This window comes from Rhodococcus sp. Chr-9, assembly GCF_000801125.1.
GTDB lineage: Bacteria > Actinomycetota > Actinomycetes > Mycobacteriales > Mycobacteriaceae > Rhodococcus > Rhodococcus pyridinivorans.
The window spans coordinates 1-17,317 of record NZ_JTIZ01000076.1 but is presented as its reverse complement, the minus strand read 5'-3'; the positions used below and the strand labels follow the sequence as shown (position 1 = coordinate 17,317).

Here is a 17,317-nt window from a genome sequence, read left to right as displayed (position 1 = left end):
GGTGCGAATAGAGGCATCCGGAAGCACGCGAGTAGATTCGTCGGTGCCGTTGCCCGGATCCGCCCAGCCCGGCGCCCGGACGCGGCCCGGCCGATTGCGCACCAGCCACCGTCAAGGAAGTCAGCCCATGCCCCCGTTGAGGTCACGCACCACCACCGTCGGACGAAACGCCGCGGGAGCGCGCTCCCTGTGGCGCGCCACCGGCCTGACCGATTCCGACTTCGGCAAGCCGATCGTCGCCATCGCGAACTCCTACACGCAGTTCGTACCCGGTCACGTCCACCTCAAGGACGTCGGTGAGATCGTCGCGAAGGCCGTGCGCGAAGCGGGCGGCGTGGCGCGCGAGTTCCACACCATCGCAGTCGACGACGGCATCGCCATGGGCCACGGCGGCATGCTCTACTCGCTGCCGAGCCGCGAGATCATCGCCGACTCCGTCGAATACATGGTCAACGCGCACACCGCCGATGCACTGGTGTGCATCTCGAACTGCGACAAGATCACCCCGGGCATGCTCAATGCCGCGATGCGCCTGAACATCCCGACGGTCTTCGTCTCCGGTGGTCCGATGGAGGCCGGCAAGGCGGTCGTCGTCAACGGTGTCGCGCAGGCCCCCACCGACCTCATCACCGCCATCTCGGCCTCCGCCAGCGAGGCCGTCGACGACGCGGGACTCGACGAGGTCGAGCGCAGCGCGTGCCCGACCTGCGGTTCGTGCTCGGGCATGTTCACCGCAAACTCGATGAACTGCCTCACCGAGGCTCTCGGTCTCGCGCTGCCAGGCAACGGTTCGACCCTCGCCACCCACGAGGCGCGACGCGCACTGTTCGAGACCGCCGGCCGGACGATCGTCGAGGCCGCCCTGCGCTACTACCGCGACGACGACGAGTCGGTGCTTCCGCGCAACATCGCCACCCCGGCCGCCTTCCGCAACGCAATGGCGCTCGACGTCGCCATGGGTGGTTCCACCAACACCGTGCTGCACACCCTCGCCGCCGCGCAGGAGGGTGAGGTCGACTTCGATCTCACCACCATCGACGAGATCAGCCGCCGGGTGCCCTGCCTGGCGAAGGTCTCCCCGAACTCCGACTACCACATGGAGGACGTGCACCGCGCCGGCGGAATCCCCGCCATCCTCGGCGAGCTGCGCCGCGGTGGTCTGCTCGAGACCGACGTCTCCACGGTCCACACGAAGAGCTTCGACGAGTGGCTCGACACCTGGGACATCCGTTCCGGCAAGGCGTCCGAGACGGCCCTCGAGCTGTTCCACGCCGCACCGGGCGGTGTGCGCACCACCGAACCGTTCTCGACGGACAACCGCTGGTCGTCGCTCGACACCGATTCCGCGAACGGTTGCATCCGCGACATCGAGCACGCCTACACCGTCGAGGGCGGCCTGTGCGTGCTGCGCGGCAATCTCGCACCGGACGGCGCGATCCTCAAGACCGCCGGTATCGACGAGGATCTGTTCCACTTCGAGGGCCCGGCCTACGTCGTCGAGTCGCAGGAGGAGGCCGTCTCGGTCATCCTCGGCAAGAAGATCAAGGCCGGCGACGTGGTCGTCGTCCGCTACGAGGGCCCGGCCGGCGGCCCCGGCATGCAGGAGATGCTGCACCCGACCTCCTTCCTCAAGGGCATCGGTCTGGGCAAGGTGTGTGCCCTGATCACCGACGGCCGCTTCTCCGGCGGCACCTCCGGTCTGTCCATCGGGCACGTCTCCCCCGAGGCCGCTTCCGGTGGTGTGATCGGCCTGATCGAGCAGGGCGACCGGATCCGCATCGACGTCGCGACCCGCACCCTCGAGGTGCTCGTCGACGACGAGGTGCTCGCGGATCGTCGCGCGAAGATGGAGGCCTCCGAGCGTCCGTGGCAGCCCGTCGACCGTGAGCGCACGGTCTCGAAGGCACTGCGCGCCTACGCCGCTCTGGCGACCTCCGCCGACAAGGGTGCCGTGCGGCGCGTGCCGTAACACCTGACNGTAATGTCCGGCTTGCGGTGTCTCAGCGTCCGAAGATCCACAGGCACACGCCGGCCGCCACACCCAGCAGCAGCACGACGAACGAGCCCAGGAACGGACGCGTCGCCCAGCCGCGTCGCCCGTCGATCGCGATGCGTCCCGGTCCGGTGAGGGTGATCGCCACCGCGCAGGCGACGAGGAGGGCCTCGAATTCGAAGCCCGACGATTCGGCGGCGAAGAACTGGACGCCCGGTTCGAGTTCGTGCTTGAACAGCACCGCGTTGACCATGATCGCGACGATCGCGGCAGCGGCGAACGGGGTGAGCAGACCCAGGACGAGCAGTCCTCCGGCCGCGATCTCACCGACCGCGCCGACGATCGCGAGCACGGCGGGCTGCTGGTATCCCGCATCGCGGAGCAACGACTCGAAACCGTCGAGTCCAGGCCCGTTCCACAGACCCACCAGCTTCTGCAGTCCGTGGGCGACGAGGATCGCCCCGACCGCCGCACGCAGGACGAACAGACCGAGGTCGAGCGTTCCGCGGCGCACCTTCGCCGGGGCCTGTTCGCCGGCGACCACCGCGCCGCCCGTATCCGCACCGTAGACCGGCTCCGGCCGGTACATCTGCTCGGTGGGAGCGGCGTAGGCGTCGCTGCCGAGGGGAGTTCCGCCTGCGCCGAAGTCATCGTCGGATCCGAGATACGACTCGCGTGGTCGGCGCATCTCGAGTGTGTGTTCGTCGGGCTGGTCGCCGTAGGGATTCGAACCCGCGTCCGGTATGCCACCGTTCTTGTTGTCGGCCACGTCCTCAGCCTATGCCCGTGACCGTCCCCGCACCCGGCATCCGCGGGTGCGCGCGTCGTGCCGGTAACGTTTGCGGCATGACACGGGGTACGCGGTGGACGGGTTCGTGGGGCGTACGTGCGGCAGCGGCGGTGCTCGCCGTCGGAGTCCTCGCCGTCCCGTCCTGCGCCCGCTTCGACGACTCCGCGTCGACCCCGTTCACTCCCGAGCCCACCTTCGACCCGGGACCGGGCGTCGGACCCCAGGACCCCACCGAGACGACGACGCCGAGCGCCTCCCCCAAGCCACCGGGGCCCTGTGTCGACCCCGATCCGTCCGTGATCGCGACCTGCCTCGACGTCACCGGCGGCCTGGTAACGATGCCCGATGGCAACTCCGCGCTCGTCACCGAGCGTCGGACGGGCCGGATACTGCAGGTCGCCCCGGAGACCGAGCCGGTGGAGATCGCGACCATCCCGGTCGACGGCTCCGGGGACGGTGGGCTGCTGGACGTGGCGCTCTCCCCCACTTTCGCCGAGGACCGACTGCTCTACGCCTACATCACCACGGCCTCCGACAACCGCGTGGTCCGCATCGCCGCGGGTGACACTCCCAAGGACGTGCTGACGGGGATCCCCCGCGGCGCGACGGGCAACTCCGGCGCCATCGAGTTCGTCTCACCCACCGAACTCGCCGTTCTGACCGGCGACGCCGGAAACGCAGCGGCCGCAAACGATCCGAACGTCTTGTCCGGCAAGCTCCTGAACCTGCCGCTCCCAGCCCCCGGCGCGGCACCCGCCCCGTCGGTGATGTTGTCGGGCATCGGCACCGCGGGCGATGTGTGCCGCGACCCCAACGGCAATCTGTGGGTCACCGACCGCACTCCCCTCGAAGACCGGCTCCAGCGGGTCGGGGTCGACGGCTCGACCGGCACAGGCCCGGCCTGGACGTGGCCCGAGCGGCCCGGTGTCGCCGGGTGCGCAGCGGCCCCCGACGGGATCGCGATCTCGCTCACCGACGCGAAGGCCGTCGCGGTCGTCGCCACCGATCCGGGCACCGGAGCGGTCACGGCGTCGCCCGTCCTCGCAGCGGAGGACCGTTACGGCATGCTGCGCGGCGCCGCGTCGTCGCCCGACGGCCTGCTGTGGGTCTCGACGGTCAACAAGTCCGGTTCCGAACCGGGACCGAACGACGACCGCGTCGTCCGCATCCAGTTCCCGGCCGGTGGCGGTGGATTCGACTGATCACGCCCGCTCCGGCGTCTCCACCGGTTCGGTGCGGTGGAGCAGTCCCGCGAGCATCGGGAGCACGAGGACGGTGACGGCGCCCGCCGCCACGAGGATCGACGCGCTCGCGTTCGACATCTGGTCGGCACTCACCGCCACGCCCGTGACCGCGACGATCAGGGGAAGACCCGTCGTCGAGTACAGGGCGATCTGCAACTGCTCCGCGGTTCCGAACATCCGCTTTCCGGTCTCGTCACGTTCGAGGCGCGATGCGACGAAGACCGGCACACCCCGCACCAGGACGAGCAGTCCGAGGAATGCCAGCAGGATCCCCGGGGCACTCACAACGGCACCGACGTCGATCGCCATGCCCGAGGTGACGAAGAAGATCGGGATGAGGAAGCCGTAGCCCAGACCGTCGAGCTTCTTCTCGAGCCGCTCGTCGCCCGCCGGGATCGTGCGGCGCAGGATGAAACCGGCCGCGAAGGCACCGAGGATGATGTCGAGATCGAAGACTGCCGCGACGGCGATGAGTCCGACGAGCAGCAGCATCGTCAGGCGCACCGGGATCTGGGCGGTGGTGTCGGAACCGAGCCGGACGAACTGGGTGAACCGTGAGCCCTCCCGCAGGATCCAGGTCGGCAGCACGGCGACGACGACGGCCACGACCGCGAACGCCAGCAGGACGATCAGCGAGCCGAGTGCGCCGCGCGCACCGAGCAGGGTCGCCATGGCCACGACGGGCAGCAGCTCTCCGAACGCCCCGTGGTTGAGCACCGAGCGTCCGAGTGGGGTCGCGACGAGTCCGCGGTCGGCGAGGATCGGCAGGAGCGTCCCCAGCGCCGTGGACGTCAGCGCGATCGCCACGGCGATCTCGGCGTGCACCTGACCCGCCGCTCCCAGTGCGGCGACGGTGCCGAGAGCCAACAACATGCACACACACCAGGTGAACATCGCGCGACGCCCACCCCGCCCGCGCAGCTCGGCGGGGTCGATCTCGTATCCGGCGAGCAGGAAGAGCATCCCCAGGCCGAGTTCGCGCAGGATACCGATCTCGCTGCCCGTCTCCGCGAGGTCGAGCGCGTAGGGGCCGATGAGGACACCGGTCACCAGCAGCAGCACGACCTCGGGCACCAGCCGACGCGGGACGGCGCCGGCGATCAGCGGTGCCAGCACCGCCGCGACGGCGATCCAGAACAGCGAGGTGGCGACAGCAGCGTCCATGCGCCGCTACTCTAGCCGCGCAAGATCAACTGCACGCAGCGATGACGAGTTCCTTCACGCGCGCCGGATCGGCCTGTCCGCGAGTGGCCTTCATGACGTCGCCGACGATCTTGCCGGCCGCCTGGACCTTGCCGGAGCGGATCTTGTCGGCGATGTCGGGGTTGGCGGCCAGCGCGGCGTCGACCGCGGCCTGCAGCGCCGAATCGTCGCGCACGACCTCGAGACCGCGAGCGGCGACCACCTCGTCGGGCTCGCCCTCACCGGCGAGCACACCGTCGACGACCTGACGGGCCAGCTTGTTCGTCAGCTTGCCGTCGGCCACCAGCGCGATGACGCGGGCGACCTGTTCGGGTGTGATAGGCAGTTCGGCGAGTTCGACACCGCGGGTGTTGGCCTGCTGGGCCAGGTAGGCGACCCACCACGAGCGGGCCTCCGAGGCGGGGGCGCCGGCCTCGGTGGTCGCGATGACGAGGTCGAGCGCTCCGGCGTTGACGAGGTCGCGCATCTCCTCGTCGGAGACACCCCAGTCGGCCTGGATGCGGGCGCGGCGCAGCCACGGCAGCTCGGGCAGCGTCGCGCGCAGCTCTTCGACCCAGGCGGCGTCGGGCGCGATCGGCTCGAGGTCGGGCTCCGGGAAGTAGCGGTAGTCCTCGGCGGTCTCCTTGCGGCGACCGGGCGAGGTGGTGCCGTCGGCCTCCTGGAAGTGCCGGGTCTCCTGGATCACCTCACCACCGGAGACCAGTACGGCCGCCTGGCGCCGCATCTCGTAGCGCACGGCCACCTCGACGGACTTGAGAGAGTTGACGTTCTTCGTCTCGGTGCGGGTACCGAACTCCTTCGCGCCGATGGGCATCAGCGAGATGTTCGCGTCGCACCGCATCGAACCCTGGTCCATGCGGACGTCGGAGACGTCGAGTGCCTCGAGCAGGTCGCGCAGGGCGGTGACGTAGGCGCGGGCGACCTCGGGGGCGCGCTCGCCGGCACCGACGATCGGCTTGGTGACGATCTCGACGAGCGGCACACCGGCGCGGTTGTAGTCGAGAAGCGAGTGGCTCGCACCGTGGATGCGACCGGTGGCGCCACCGACGTGCAGCGACTTGCCGGTGTCCTCCTCCATGTGCGCGCGCTCGATGTCGACCCGCCAGGTGGTGCCGTCATCGAGTACGACATCGAGATATCCGTCGGTGGCGATCGGCTCGTCGTACTGCGAAATCTGGTAGTTCTTCGGCTGATCCGGGTAGAAGTAGTTCTTACGCGCGAAGCGACCCCACGGGGTGATCGAGCAGTTCAGCGCGAGGCCGATGCGGATCGCGGACTCGACCGCGGCCTGGTTGACGACGGGCAGCGCCCCCGGCAGACCGAGGCAGACCGGACACACCTGCGTGTTGGGCTCGGCGCCGAAGGTGGTCGGGCAGCCGCAGAACATCTTGGTGGCGGTGTGCAGCTCGACGTGCACCTCCATGCCCATCACGGGCTCGAACTTCGCGAGCACGTCGTCGTAGGCGAGCAGGTCAGCGGACACGGAGGCAGTCATGGTGTCGATTTTAGACGGCGCCGACAGTGCCGACGCGCCGCCTCACCCGAACAGGATCCGCATCTCCTGATAGCGCTCGTCGGGCACGTACTTCGGTTCGGCGAGCTCGTCGAAATCGACCCGAGCGATGTCGGTGCCGTGCAGCGCGACCATGTGCCCCCAATCCTCCTCGGCGACGAGATCGGTCACCGCCATGCCGAGTCGCGTGGCGAGCACCCGGTCGAATGCCGTGGGGACACCGCCCCGTTGGATGTGACCGAGCACCGTCGCGCGGGCCTCGACGCCGGTGTGCTTCTCGATGAGCGGCGCGAGCACCTCCGCGATACCGCCGAGACGCGGCCGGTCGAATCCGTCGAGCCCCTTGGTGGAGTACGCCTCCTCCATCTCGGGCAGTGTGAAGCCCTCAGCGACGACAACCATCGGCGAACGCCCGCGGTCGCGGACGCTGGTCACCCACTCGCAGATCTGTTCGAGGCTCTCGGGGTGTTCGGGGATGAGGATGGCGTGTGCACCACCGGCAGTACCCGCGTGCAATGCGATCCATCCGGCGTGCCGGCCCATGACCTCGAGCACCATGCACCGCTTGTGGGAGTTGCCGGTGGTGCGGAGACGGTCGATCGCCACCGTCGCGATCTCGACGGCCGTGTCGAAACCGAAGGTGTAGTCGGTGTGGCTGAGGTCGTTGTCGATCGTCTTCGGCACACCGACGATGCGGATCCCTTCACCGAACAGTCGCTTCGAGGCGGCAGCGGTGCCCTCTCCCCCGATGGCGATCACCGCGTCGATCCCGAGGCGGCCGAGGGTCTTCTGGATGTTCTGTGCCCCACCGTCGGGTCCCTGGTACGGACCGAACCGGCTCGTGCCGAGGATCGTGCCACCCTGCTGGGCGAGACCGCGAACACGGCTGCGGTCCAACGGGATCACATCGCCCTCGACGAGACCGCGCCAGCCGTCGAGGAATCCGACGAACTCCTGTCCGTGGACCTCGGTGCCCTTGAGCACCGCACCGCGGATGACCGCGTTGAGCCCGGGGCAGTCCCCGCCACTGGTGAGAATTCCGATCCTCGTCACGCACTACCTCCCGTCGCATGGTTCCGTACCGCACGGACCGATACCGCCCGGACCGCTGCTGCATTGCCATCCTGCCCGTTCACCGGCGCGACGGCAGCCCGATTCAGCCGGGTGTGACGAGACCGGACTCGTAGGCGAGCACCACGGCCTGTGCCCGGTCGCGCAGGTGCAGTTTTGCGAGAACCTTGCCGACGTGGGTCTTCACGGTCTGCTCGGCGACGAACAATCGTTCTGCGATCTCGGTGTTCGACAGGCCGTGTGCGATCAGTTCCAGCACCTCGAGTTCGCGCGGGGTCAGCGGATCGAGGACACGGTCGCGCCCTCTCGCCGGCCCGCGCCGGCTGGTGACGTCGGCGATGAGGCGACGGGTGACGGTCGGCGCGAGCAGTGCCTGACCATCGGCGACCACCCTCACGGCCCGCACGAGTTCGTCGGCGGGGGCGTCCTTGAGCAGAAACCCGCTTGCTCCCATCCCGAGCGACTCGTAGACGTAGTCGTCGAGGTCGAAGGTGGTGAGCATGAGCACCTTCGACCGCGGCTCACGGGTGTCGGCAAGGATGTGCCGCGCCGCGTCGAGACCGTTCATCTCGGGCATGCGCACGTCCATGAGGACGACGTCGGGCCGCAGTCGCGCGACCTCCGAGACAGCCGCTCGACCGTCGGGGGCATCGCCGACGACGCTGATGTCGGGCTGGGCTCCGAGCAGTGCTCCGAAGCCCTGCCGGACCATTGCCTGGTCGTCGGCGATGAACACGGTGATGGGAGGGTGCGGTTCGGTCATCGGCACCCACCTTAGGCCCCGGTCAGCACCGGGAGAACCGCTCGGACCTCGAAACCGCCGCCGGGGCGGGGATGGGCGACGAGTTGCCCGCCCACGACGGACGCACGTTCGACCATGCCGAGGATTCCGTTGCCGCCGCTGCGGTCCGACTGCCGAACGGTGGTGTCGACCTGACCGGGCGAGGCCGGCCCGTTGGTCACCTCCACCGTGACGGTCGCCGGCTCCCACTGCAGTCGTGCGGACACGCGGGCGCCGGGTGCGTGCCGGGCCGCGTTCGCCAGAGACTCTTGCAGGATCCGGTAGACGGTGAGTCCGACACTGTCGGAGACGGGTGCGGGGACGCCGACCGTCTCCGTCTCGAGCGCCATCCCGGCTCGGCGGGAGGACTCGAACAGCTCACCGATGCGGTCGATGTCGGGCTGCGGTTCGTGTTCGGGGAGCTGCCCGTCGCTGCGGAGTACTCCGAGCAGGGTGCGGACCTCGTTCAGCGCCTCCCGTGCGGTCGCACCGAGGGCGTCGAATTCGGCGCGCACGTCGTCGTTCACGTCCGGGAGCCGGTAGGGCGCGCTCTGCGCCTGCACGACGATCATCGACATGTGATGGGCAACGATGTCGTGGAGGTCGCGTGCGATGTGGGCCTTCTCCTCGAGGATGGCGCGCCGTGCACGTTCGAGCTCGCTGGCTTCCTCCTGCTGGGCGAGTTGCCGTCGGGAGATCATCAGCCAGCGCACCAACAGCCCGAACACCACCAGCGCGCTGATCCCGATCCCCCAGCCCCAGCCGTCGCTGCCGGGGACGAAGGCCGCGAAGAGCAGAACCGTCGAGACCCAGACGACGAGGACGATCCGGATCTCCTCGCGGATCGCCACGGCGAACACCAGCGCGAGCATCACCATGATGTGCACGACCTGCCACGGATAGTCGTAGCCGGGGACCAGGTCGAACGCTGTCGGGATGACGAGTCCCGCCGCCGCGGCCACCGCCCACCCGAGCGCCGGCCGGACGAGCACGAGGAGGAACGGGAACACCGCCATCCCCGAGATCAGCGGCAACAGGGGTGGGGAGACGTCGTGGGTCAGGGGCAGCGTCGGCCACGCGATCGCATAGAGGATCAACGTCACGGTGACCACGGTGATGACGCTCCACCGTCCCCGGCCCAGGCGTCCCGCGGTTCTCACGCCGGACTTCGCAAGCTCTCTCACCTCACCCACGCTAGGAGCCGGGGTCTCGACTGTCCTCATACCTGGGGGTGAGATCCGCATAGCTCTGCGGGTGGTGTCGGCCTCCTCGAGATCGCTCCGTCGCGGGGTCCGGTGCAGGGCTGCGCGTTCCTAGCGTCACCGGCATGACAGTGAGATCCGCAGCGGTCCGAGTCGCGTCGGTCGCCTTCCTCGCCACCGCAGCATATGCCGCCGTGCCGGGGGCGCTCGCCCACTCCGCCGCGCCCCCGACGGAGGACGCCGCGGCCGCAGCGACGGTGACGGCGCTCGTCGCCGACGACGCGGAGGGAGCACTGTCGTCCCTGCCGGCCGATTTCACCGCCGTGATGGAGTATGCGCCGATCGTCGAACAGTGGGCGGACGGGACGACGGTGCTCGCCGACCCCGAAGGTGACTGCTCCGCCCCGGTGCCGCTGCCGGCGGCGTTCGAATCGGCATGCCGGGTGCACGATCTCGGGTACGACCTCCTGCGGTACGCCCACACCACCGGTGGCGAGCTGGGCACCGGTGCCCGCCGCGACCTCGACGGTCTGTTCGCACGGCATCTCGACACCGTCTGCCGTTCCGAACCCGGCATCCCCTCCTGCACGCCGATCGCAGGGATTTCTTCTGCAGCAGTGGAATTCAACTCGTGGCGACAGGGTCACCGGACACCTGTCGCGGAATCGCCGTGGGCCCTGGCCGTCGCTGCGGGCTCGGTCGCTCTGGGCTTCACGGCACGAAAGGTACGGCGATGACGATCCTCACGGTGGTTCTCGCGACGGTGATCTCCCTCGCCCCTCCCCTGCTGCCGCGACAGTCGGTCGTGCAGGGCGTCGTCACAGGGGTGTTCGTCGTGGTCGCGCTGGCCGTTCTCCGTCTCGTCGTGACCGCGAGGCGGCGGACCGGTCGGGCTCCGCGGCCGGCGAGACCGGAACTGCGTGTGCCCGTCGCGCTCGTCGGCGGATCCGTCGTGCTGGTCACGGCCGCCGGTGCGCATCGGTGGCAGAACGGTCTGCGCGAGGCGATGGCGGTCCCGGCGCTGGATGTGCGCTGGTGGCTGGAGGCACTGGCAGTCGCGATCGTGGTCGTCGCGGCGCTGCTCGCCCTTCCGCGCCTCGTGCACCTCCTGTCGCGACGCGGGGTGGCGGTGGCCGTCGCCGCGACGCTGGGAATCGGCGCCACGGTTGGGATCGGCACCACGGCGGCCTTCTCACCCGGAGGGGCGGTCGACACGGTCGCCTCCCCCACCGCGCTCTCGGCGGGATTGTCGGGTGGCGTGGGATCGGCGGTGTTGTGGAACCGGTTGGGTCGAGAGGGGCAGAAGTTCGTGTCCCTGCCCTCCGAGGGGTCACCGATCCGGATCTACATACCGTTGTCGGCCGCGCCGGATCCGTCTGCGCGCGCCGAGTTCGCGGTGGACGAACTCCGCCGGGCGAGAGCCTTCGACCGACCGCATCTCGTGGTGGCCGTGCCGACCGGCTCGGGCTGGGTCGATGCCGCTGCGGTTCGCGGCTTCGAGGACCGGTGGGGCGACGATGTCGCCATCGTCGCCCAGCAGTACTCGGACATGCCGAGCTGGGTGACCTTCGTCCTCGATCGCGGTGCTGCGGAGGAGGAGGCCCGCGCGCTCGTCACCGCCTTGCGGGCGTACCTGTCCACGCTGCCCGACGAGCGACGCCCCGCCCTGCACGTCTACGGGCAGTCTCTGGGAGCGTCCGGCGCGAGCGCCGTCTTCGACGACGAACCGGAGCCGTGTGCACTGTTCCTCGCGGGGCCACCCGCGGGGGTCCGCACCGCCGGTGCGAGTGTCCGGGCGAACACCTCCGACCCGGTGGTGTGGTGGCGGCCGTCGCTGCTGTGGTCGCCGCCCGATCTGTCGCATGCGCGCGCCGATGCCCCGACCCCGCCGTGGCTGCCGGTGGTGTCGTTCGTGAACACAACGGTGGACCTGCTCACCTCGCTCGAGACGGCACCCGGTCACGGTCATCGCTACGGCGACGATCAGGCGCGGTGCATCTCCGCCGACGGGTAGATCGCGCCCACACGGATCGGCGTCCGGATACACCGCGACCCGCCGGCCGACGAACGGCACGACGGGTCGTGGTGTGGGAAAGGATCAGGCGACGATGGGTCCTCGTGCCGCCTCGAAGGCCGCACCCACGCGGTACAGGCGCTCGTCGGCCAGGGCCGGGGCCATGATCTGCAGACCGACGGGGAGACCGTCGTCCGCCGAGAGGCCGGACGGCACCGACATCGCGCAGTGCCCCGCAAGGTTGGTCGGGAGCGTGCACAGGTCGGACAGGTACATCGCCAGCGGATCGTCGACCTTCTCGCCGAGCTTCCACGGCGTGAACGGGCTCGTGGGCGAGACCAGCACGTCGACCTGCTCGTAGGCCTTGTCGAAGTCCTGCGCGATGAGGCTCCGGACTTTGAGTGCCTGACCGTAGTAGGCCTCGTAGTAGCCGGAGGACAGCGCGTAGGTGCCGATCATGATGCGGCGCTTGACCTCCTTGCCGAAACCGGCGGCGCGGGTCGCGGCCATGACCTGCTCGGCACTCATCGTGCCGTCGTCGACGCGCATGCCGTACCGCATCGCGTCGAAGCGGGCCAGGTTGGAGGAGACCTCCGACGGCAGGATCAGGTAGTACGAGGCGAGCGCGTACTCGAAGTGCGGGCACGAGACCTCGACGACCTCCGCACCGAGCTTCGTGAGCGTCTCGACCGCCGCATCGAACGACGAGAGCACGCCGGGCTGGTAGCTGTCGGAGTGCAACTCCTTGACCACGCCGACCTTCAGGCCCTTCAGGTCGCCGGCCGCACCCTGGCGCGCCGCCTCCACGACGGGACGCACGGGGGCGTTCACCGACGTCGAGTCGCGCGGGTCGTGCCCGGCGATGACCTCGTGCAGCAGCGCCGTGTCGAGGACGGTGCGGCCGCAGGGACCACCCTGGTCGAGCGACGACGCACAGGCGACGAGGCCGTACCGAGAGACCGTGCCGTAGGTGGGCTTGGTGCCGACGGTGGCGGTGACAGCGGCGGGCTGGCGGATCGAGCCACCGGTGTCGGTGCCGATCGCGAGGGGTGCTTGATACGACGCGAGCGCCGCAGCGGAACCGCCACCCGAGCCACCCGGGATACGGCTGGTGTCCCACGGGTTGCGGGTGGGGCCGTAGGCCGAGTTCTCGGTGGACGAACCCATCGCGAACTCGTCCATGTTGGTCTTGCCGAGGATGGGGATCCCGGCCTCGCGCAGCTTCGTGGTGAGCGTCGCGTCGTAGGGCGAGACCCAGCCCTCGAGGATCTTCGAACCGCACGTGGTGGGCATGTCCGTGGTGGTGAACACGTCCTTGAGCGCGAGCGGCACACCGGCGAGCGCCGAGGCCGGTTTCTCGCCCGCGGCGACGGCACGGTCGACCTCGTCCGCGGCGGCGAGCGCCTGCTCGGAGGCGACGTGCAGGAAGGCGTTGTACTCGCCGTCGACCTCGGCGATGCGATCGAGGTGGGCCTGGGTGACCTCCACCGACGACAGTTCGCCGGCATGGATCTTCGACGCCAGAGTCGCGGCGTCGAGGCGTGTCGTATCCGTGCTCATTCGCCCTCTCCCAGGATCTGCGGGACCGAGAAGCGATCCTCCTCGACGGCCGGCGCACCGGAGAGCGCCTGCTCGGGTGTGAGACCGGGGACGACGACGTCGGGTCGCGTCACGTTGGTGACGGCGTTCGGGTTCGCCATGGGAGCCACATCGTCCGCGGCCACCTCCGACACCGCCTTGACGTGGTTGAGGATCGAATCCAACTGACCGGCGAACTCGTCGAGTTCGGCATCGGTCAGCGCAAGCCGGGACAACCGGGCGAGATGCGCGACCTCGTCACGGGAGATGGCAGGCACCGTGAATGGCCCCTTTCCGATGGAGAGTGAACGTCCTGTCCAGGGTAATGCGTCCTGGAAGCGACGGCGCACGCGGTTCGGCGACATCACTCGTCGCCCGGTCGGCGTCGCGTCCCGTCCGCCGATGTTGCAAGCTTCGCAACGCTGTGTTGCGTTCGTGTGACATGCACCGTCGCGACCGGGGATTATCGATGGGGTCGGCATAATTTCGGATCTGCGCCGTCCCGGACGCCGGCGCCGAGGTGCAAGGATGTGGTCTGCCAGAGGTCGACACGGGCCCCTGGGCCGGCACTCGGATGCCGGCGCACCATGTGCCGTCGATGTGGCGTTCGTCGACGGCACGAAACCGACTGGGGAAAGGACTCACGTGTCGTACCTCTTGCGTGTCAGGCTCCCCGATCGTCCCGGTAGCCTCGGCTCGCTCGCCCTGGCGCTCGGTTCGGTCGGCGCCGACATCCTGTCGCTCGACGTCGTCGAACGCGGCACGGACTTCGCGATCGACGATCTCGTCGTCGACGTCGAGCCGGGCAAGCTCCCCGACACGCTCCTCACCGCGGCCGAGGCCCTGCCCGGTGTGACGGTCGACTCGATCCGTCCCTACGCCGGAATCCTCGACACCCATCGCGAACTCGAACTGATCGATCACGTCGCCGCCGCCCGCGACGACCGCATCCAGATCCTCGTCGACGGTGCTCCCCGGGTGCTCCGCGTGGGTTGGGCGACCGTGCTCGGAGTCGGCCCGAACGGCATCTTCCGCCTCGCGGGGAGCCCGGGTTCGCCGGAGACCCACCTCGACGGCGTCCCCTGGATGCCGCTCGCCGAGGCCACCCTGCTCGACCACGACGGTGAGTGGGTGCCGCAGCTCTGGCGCGACATGGACACGATGCTCGCGGCCGCTCCCCTCGGCTCGCCCGAACGTGTCCTCGTCCTCGGCCGCCCCGGCGGACCGGAGTTCCGTCCGTCCGAGATCGCACGCATCGGTTACTTCGCGGGCATCGTCGGCACCGTCCTCCGATAGTCCCCCGGGGTTCCGGTCGCAGCTTCGGGAAAGGGTCTCAGCCGACGACGAGCCTGTGCGCCTGCGCGATCGCTTCCTCACGCGAATGCACGCCCAGTTTCCGGTAGAGGGAACGCAATTGGGTCTTGACGGTGTTGAGGGTGACGAACTGTTCCTTGGCGATCGTGCTCGCCGTGCCGCCGGCGAGCAATGCGTCGAGGACCGCGCGCTCGCGTGGGGTCAGCCGTACGACGACACGGATCTCGCGGAAGATGCCGTACTCGGCCATCGCCGGGTCGAGATCGATCGGCAGGTCGACCCCGAGCGACAGGATGTCGCGCACGGCCGAGGGCGGGACTCCGACGAACGGCCGTGTCACCCCGGCATGTTCCGCCAGCACCACGGCCCGCTGGAGATGCCGTCGCGCATCGGTGCGGCGACCGAGTCTCAGAGACGCCACCGATCCGATCAGGGCGAGTTCCGCACCGACGGCCGGACAGTGCTCACGGGCGGCATCCCCACGATGCACGATCACCTCCGCGCCTCCGGGATCGCCGCCGAGCAGACGCAATCGCGCACGGGCCGGAGCCGTGAGGGGGTGCGTCGAGCTGTCGACCAGCTCGCGCGCCGCGCGGGCCTCGCCGAGCGCGAGGTGCAGGTCGGCACGCGCGGCATCGACCAACACCGCGGAGATACCGGTGAGGCGATGGGAGAAGTGCTGAAGTTCCGAATCGATGTACAGCAGGCCGTCGGCGGGCACACCGCTCAGCAGCGCCAGTCGCCCCCGCGCGTACATGACGGCCGCCCACAACTCTTCCGTGTGGCGGGGAGTGCCGAGTTCGGAGAGCGCGCGGAAGGCCGTGCCGGTGTCGAGCCTGTCGAGGGCCACGAGCGCGGTGGCGACCAGGCCCGCCGTACGGATGAGGGCCTCGGCCTCTCCCATGATCGGCGGATGCCGGAGCTCCTCCTCGATCCACCGGGTCGCCTCGTGGGTCCGGCCCCGGAGTGCTTCGAGGAGCGCGAGTTTGCCCGCGGCCTCTCGCTCGACGAACACACCGCGACCCGCCGTGTGGGCACGGCGCAGCATCGTTCCGGCATCGGTGGTGCGTCCGCCGAGGAGGTAGACGGTGCCGAAGTTGAGGTATTTCAGTCCGTGGGCGTGCCGGGTCGTGTCGTCCAGCGTCTCGAAATTCGGCACGGGTTCGGTGGCCAGGCCGTCGCACACTTCCATCGCCTCGTCGTAGGCACCCTGCATCCGGAGACTTCCGAGGCGAAGGATCGTTTCGAAGGATCGAGGGAAGGCCCACTGTTCCGGCTCTCCCGCCTTGTTCCGGGCACGGGTGATCGTCCGCAGCGACGCGACGGTGCGATCGTTGGTCGTCATATAGTCGGGGAGCAGCTCGAGCAGCACGATCCCCAGGGAGCGGAGCGATCCGCTTCCGTACAGCGCCACCCAGTTCTTCTCGACGATGTCGATCGCGCATCGCCAGTCGCGCCGCTCCACGGCATGTTCGAGGGCGATGTCCGGACGCGAGCGCTGCAACCAGTAGTCGATGAGAGCCGACCGCGCATCCCACAGCTCCTTCGGGTATTCGGCGCTGCCCACCCGCAGGAGTGATCTGTGGACGACCTCGGGATAGCGCCAGGCGGTCTCGCCGTCCGTGGAGTCGTCGTCCGTCGAGCAGGCCTCGATCAGTCCCGACTCGGTCAGCGCGGTGAGGAAGGCGTCGCTGTCGTCGATGTGCGGTAGAGCCGAAATCGACGACTCCGTCACCGTGTTGGGTGCGGCGGAGACGAGGACCGAGCGGGAGGACAGTGCCAGTGAGGGATCCGCGGCCACGACATGCATGACGACGAGATCGACGGTCGAGTCGACCAGGACGTCGAGGGCGTCGGTGCCGTAGACCCGATCCGGCTTCTCGGCACGCAGCGTCGCACACACCGCCGCGACGAATGCGGCGAATCCTTCGGTGCGGCGGGTGATCCACTCGATGGTGCGTTGGTCCCGCGCAAGTCCGAAGAGCCGGCACAGTGCAGCGGTCTCGTCCACGGTGAACGCCAGGTCGTCGTCGCCGACGATCGTCCTGTGCGGGTGTCCGTCGACAAGTTCGGCCCACGAGCCTGCGGCCCTGCTGGTGACCACCATCCGCACCTGCGGCCCGAGCCGCAGCAACTGCCCGACCCGGTCTTCGATCGCTTCGACCGACCGGACACCGTCGAGCACGAACATCACGGGCCGGGGGTGCCGGACCAGTATCGAACACAACGAGTCGAAGGAGCCTTCCGCCGCAACGGGTTCGTCGACTCCGAGGGAGGTACACAGCGACGATGCCACCGTCGCCCAGTAGGTCTCGGGTGTGACGTCGTGCGCGGGTTCGGGAATCACCACCGGCGCCCACTCGGGACACGGGTCGGTCGCCAGCCACGTGTCGACGAGGGTCGTCTTGCCGGAGAAGGGGCCACCGAGGATCACGGCGAGTTCGGAATGCGCGGACAGAACGGAGAACAATCGGCGACGGGACAAAGGCAGTGTTCTCGGCACGTCCACTATCCCTTTCGCATCCGGGCAGCATCGCCCTCGAAACGGACTCACAAGTATGTGCAAATATTAGCCTCAATCTTTCGCGCGGACCGCGTGCCGGCCTGAGCGGTC

Annotated in this window: 14 protein-coding genes; 5 read left to right on the top strand and 9 right to left on the bottom strand. The window is 69.2% G+C overall.

Annotation, left to right across the window (positions count from 1 at the left end; translation table 11 throughout):
* Nucleotides 1–127 precede the first annotated feature (127 nt).
* A complete protein-coding gene (gene ilvD / locus QR64_RS10030) occupies nt 128–1,969 on the top strand; it encodes a dihydroxy-acid dehydratase (RefSeq protein WP_039585119.1) in 1,842 nt (613 codons plus the stop codon).
* A gap of 31 nt (nt 1,970–2,000) precedes the next feature.
* Here the strand turns inward: ilvD and QR64_RS10025 are convergent, their stop codons facing one another.
* The gene (locus tag QR64_RS10025) at nt 2,001–2,762 is read right to left on the bottom strand and encodes a DoxX family protein (RefSeq protein ID WP_039585118.1); all 762 of its coding nucleotides are present in this window, start codon (nt 2,760–2,762) and stop codon (nt 2,001–2,003) included.
* Between the two features lie 77 nt (nt 2,763–2,839).
* Here QR64_RS10025 and QR64_RS10020 point away from each other — a divergent pair, with 77 nt between their 5' ends.
* The gene (locus QR64_RS10020) at nt 2,840–3,985 is read left to right on the top strand and encodes a PQQ-dependent sugar dehydrogenase (RefSeq protein WP_039585117.1); all 1,146 of its coding nucleotides are present in this window, start codon (nt 2,840–2,842) and stop codon (nt 3,983–3,985) included.
* On the opposite strand, the gene QR64_RS10015 is transcribed toward QR64_RS10020, so the two are convergent.
* The 5 genes from QR64_RS10015 to QR64_RS09995 all read right to left on the bottom strand — a co-directional run bounded on the left by QR64_RS10015 (nt 3,986) and on the right by QR64_RS09995 (nt 9,755).
* Entirely contained in the window at nt 3,986–5,191 is a 1,206-nt protein-coding gene (locus tag QR64_RS10015; RefSeq protein ID WP_039585114.1) for a cation:proton antiporter, read from the bottom strand.
* A gap of 25 nt (nt 5,192–5,216) precedes the next feature.
* Nucleotides 5,217–6,725 (bottom strand): Asp-tRNA(Asn)/Glu-tRNA(Gln) amidotransferase subunit GatB, encoded by a 1,509-nt coding sequence (gene gatB, locus QR64_RS10010; protein ID WP_006554542.1) that lies wholly within the window; start codon nt 6,723–6,725, stop codon nt 5,217–5,219.
* Between the two features lie 42 nt (nt 6,726–6,767).
* On the bottom strand, nt 6,768–7,796 hold the full coding sequence (locus QR64_RS10005) for a 6-phosphofructokinase (protein ID WP_039585113.1): 1,029 nt from the start codon (nt 7,794–7,796) through the stop codon (nt 6,768–6,770).
* Nucleotides 7,797–7,899: 103 nt separating this feature from the next.
* The gene (locus tag QR64_RS10000; protein WP_006554544.1) at nt 7,900–8,577 is read right to left on the bottom strand and encodes a response regulator; all 678 of its coding nucleotides are present in this window, start codon (nt 8,575–8,577) and stop codon (nt 7,900–7,902) included.
* An 11-nt stretch (nt 8,578–8,588) separates the two neighbouring features.
* Nucleotides 8,589–9,755: a sensor histidine kinase gene (locus tag QR64_RS09995; protein ID WP_411908076.1), complete on the bottom strand. Its 1,167-nt coding sequence runs from the start codon at nt 9,753–9,755 to the stop codon at nt 8,589–8,591.
* A 167-nt stretch (nt 9,756–9,922) separates the two neighbouring features.
* Here QR64_RS09995 and QR64_RS09990 point away from each other — a divergent pair, with 167 nt between their 5' ends.
* Nucleotides 9,923–10,534, top strand: a complete 612-nt coding sequence (locus QR64_RS09990) for a hypothetical protein (protein ID WP_039585112.1) — start codon at nt 9,923–9,925, stop codon at nt 10,532–10,534.
* Complete coding sequence (locus QR64_RS09985; RefSeq protein ID WP_039585110.1) at nt 10,531–11,811, top strand: alpha/beta-hydrolase family protein; 1,281 nt, start codon at nt 10,531–10,533, stop codon at nt 11,809–11,811. Before QR64_RS09990 ends, QR64_RS09985 begins: the two co-directional genes overlap by 4 nt.
* 84 nt (nt 11,812–11,895) lie before the next feature.
* On the opposite strand, the gene gatA is transcribed toward QR64_RS09985, so the two are convergent.
* Together gatA and gatC are read right to left on the bottom strand one after the other, a co-directional pair.
* The gene (gene gatA, locus QR64_RS09980) at nt 11,896–13,371 is read right to left on the bottom strand and encodes an Asp-tRNA(Asn)/Glu-tRNA(Gln) amidotransferase subunit GatA (RefSeq protein ID WP_006554548.1); all 1,476 of its coding nucleotides are present in this window, start codon (nt 13,369–13,371) and stop codon (nt 11,896–11,898) included.
* Complete coding sequence (gatC, locus tag QR64_RS09975) at nt 13,368–13,667, bottom strand: Asp-tRNA(Asn)/Glu-tRNA(Gln) amidotransferase subunit GatC (protein ID WP_006554549.1); 300 nt, start codon at nt 13,665–13,667, stop codon at nt 13,368–13,370. The genes gatA and gatC overlap by 4 nt, the downstream gene beginning before the upstream one ends.
* Before the next feature lie 367 nt (nt 13,668–14,034).
* On the opposite strand from gatC, the gene QR64_RS09970 reads away from it, so the two are divergent.
* Complete coding sequence (locus QR64_RS09970; protein WP_006554550.1) at nt 14,035–14,685, top strand: amino acid-binding protein; 651 nt, start codon at nt 14,035–14,037, stop codon at nt 14,683–14,685.
* Nucleotides 14,686–14,722: 37 nt separating this feature from the next.
* Here QR64_RS09970 and QR64_RS09965 read toward each other — a convergent pair whose 3' ends face one another.
* Nucleotides 14,723–17,206: a LuxR C-terminal-related transcriptional regulator gene (locus QR64_RS09965; RefSeq protein ID WP_235367094.1), complete on the bottom strand. Its 2,484-nt coding sequence runs from the start codon at nt 17,204–17,206 to the stop codon at nt 14,723–14,725.
* Nucleotides 17,207–17,317 lie beyond the last annotated feature (111 nt).